Genomic DNA, 1,548 nt, shown 5'->3' with positions numbered 1-1,548 from the left:
TCATCAAGAGCTTTTAGGTAATAAGCATGGACAGTGCTCACGTCTGCACCGACTAATTGGGTGGGATCGCAGGTGTATGCAGCAGGGCGCCTGCCTTTTCAGCTGCTGCTGTTAGACGTTTGTCTCTGGTCCATAAGCTCGATCGCCCGTCAAGCAACGTCGAAGCCAACAAGTGGGCGTCGGTGTAACCAATGCCCATGCTGAAAATCGAATGCCGATCAATCATCGTCATGACCTCGGCGTGGGTGGCGACGAATGCTTCGCGCTGTGCCGCTAAATACGCCATTACGGCATCATGGTCCCGCAAGCTGCCAAGCGCCAATTCGCCGATAATTGCAGGGTGGCAGAGTAGCAGGTTGTCCTCAATGATTCTGCGTAGCTCCGAGTCTCCGTGGCGAAAATGATCAATCCAGATGGACGTGTCTACAAGGATCACTTTGCCGCTTCGCTCCGGCGGCGAGGAGCTGCTTCTGCATCGGGCATGGAGCCCCCGAGCGCGAGGAGCCGCCTTCCAGACTCGACTCGCACGAGCGTTTCCAATGCTTGGCGAACAAGCGCGGCCGTTTCCTTGGTTCCGGTAAGGGATCTTGCTCGTTCCATGAGGTTATCGTCGAGATTGATAGTCGAACGCATGAAAAAACTCCCATATTAAAGCGGCATTTATAGCACCATTTGGTGCCAAAATCTACGCCGTCCTGTTAATATGGCAACTGCTTATCGATCAGAATTGTCTCAGGGATTTCGGTTCGAATCCCATCAACTTCGGAGACCTGAACAAACCTGGTTTTCGTCCTCATTATTGAATCCTTGAAGCCTGATGACATTTAGCATATTTTGATATCAAAGCCATCATTCCTATGGGGTTGATATCAATGCCGGCGGTCACCATTCGAAATCTTTCTGACGAAACACATCGTGCTCTGCGGCTGCGAGCGGCTCATCACGGCCGAAGCACCGAGGCCGAGATCCGCGACATTATTGAGGCCGCGGTCCGTCCCCCAGAGCGTGTTAAGCTTGGCTCGTTACTGGCGGCTATTGGCCGCGACGCTGAGCTTTCCGACAGCGACGTTGAGGCCCTGCAGAAAAGTCGCGACAAGACGCCCGCTGAACCGATGACCTTCGAATGATCTTGCTGGATACCAACGTTATATCCGAGCCGTGGAAACCGGTTCCTGACGAGGCAGTGGTTGCCTGGTTGGACGCCCAAGCCATCGAAACGCTTTTCCTCTCTGCAATAACGATCGCCGAACTTCGCTTCGGGATTGCTGCTATGCCCTCAGGGAAACGGCAAACTACCCTTCGCGACCGCCTTGAGGGAGAAGTGCTGCCTCACTTTTCCAAGCGCATCCTGCCCTTCGATCTGGCGACTTCACAGTTCTACTCGGAACTGATGGCACGCGCTCGAGTATCTGGGAAGGCGATCGGCCCGGCTGATGGCTACATTGCCGCCATAGCAGCAGCGAATGGTCTTGCAATCGCCACTCGCGACACAAGCCCGTTCGAGGCTGCTGGGTTGAAGGTGATCAATCCCTGGTCCCGATAACGACA

Annotated in this window: 4 protein-coding genes; 2 read left to right on the top strand and 2 right to left on the bottom strand. The window is 54.5% G+C overall.

Annotated elements, in window-relative coordinates; translation table 11 throughout:
• Positions 1 to 52: 52 nt before the first annotated feature.
• Both YH62_RS28975 and YH62_RS28970 read right to left on the bottom strand, forming a co-directional pair.
• Positions 53 to 436 (bottom strand): type II toxin-antitoxin system VapC family toxin, encoded by a 384-nt coding sequence (locus YH62_RS28975; RefSeq protein WP_046797787.1) that lies wholly within the window; start codon positions 434 to 436, stop codon positions 53 to 55.
• Complete coding sequence (locus tag YH62_RS28970; protein ID WP_046797786.1) at positions 433 to 633, bottom strand: type II toxin-antitoxin system VapB family antitoxin; 201 nt, start codon at positions 631 to 633, stop codon at positions 433 to 435. The genes YH62_RS28975 and YH62_RS28970 overlap by 4 nt, the downstream gene beginning before the upstream one ends.
• 239 nt (positions 634 to 872) lie before the next feature.
• Between YH62_RS28970 and YH62_RS28965 the strand changes: the two genes are divergently transcribed.
• Both YH62_RS28965 and YH62_RS28960 read left to right on the top strand, forming a co-directional pair.
• Complete coding sequence (locus YH62_RS28965) at positions 873 to 1,127, top strand: plasmid stabilization protein (RefSeq protein WP_037149590.1); 255 nt, start codon at positions 873 to 875, stop codon at positions 1,125 to 1,127.
• Positions 1,124 to 1,543 (top strand): type II toxin-antitoxin system VapC family toxin, encoded by a 420-nt coding sequence (locus YH62_RS28960; protein ID WP_046797785.1) that lies wholly within the window; start codon positions 1,124 to 1,126, stop codon positions 1,541 to 1,543. Before YH62_RS28965 ends, YH62_RS28960 begins: the two co-directional genes overlap by 4 nt.
• The last annotated feature ends 5 nt before the right edge of the window (positions 1,544 to 1,548 follow it).

This window comes from Rhizobium sp. LC145 (assembly GCF_001005825.1).
Taxonomy (GTDB): Bacteria; Pseudomonadota; Alphaproteobacteria; order Rhizobiales; family Rhizobiaceae; genus Neorhizobium.
The sequence above is the reverse complement of the archived record's forward strand: the minus strand, read 5'-3'. Positions and strand labels throughout refer to the sequence as shown.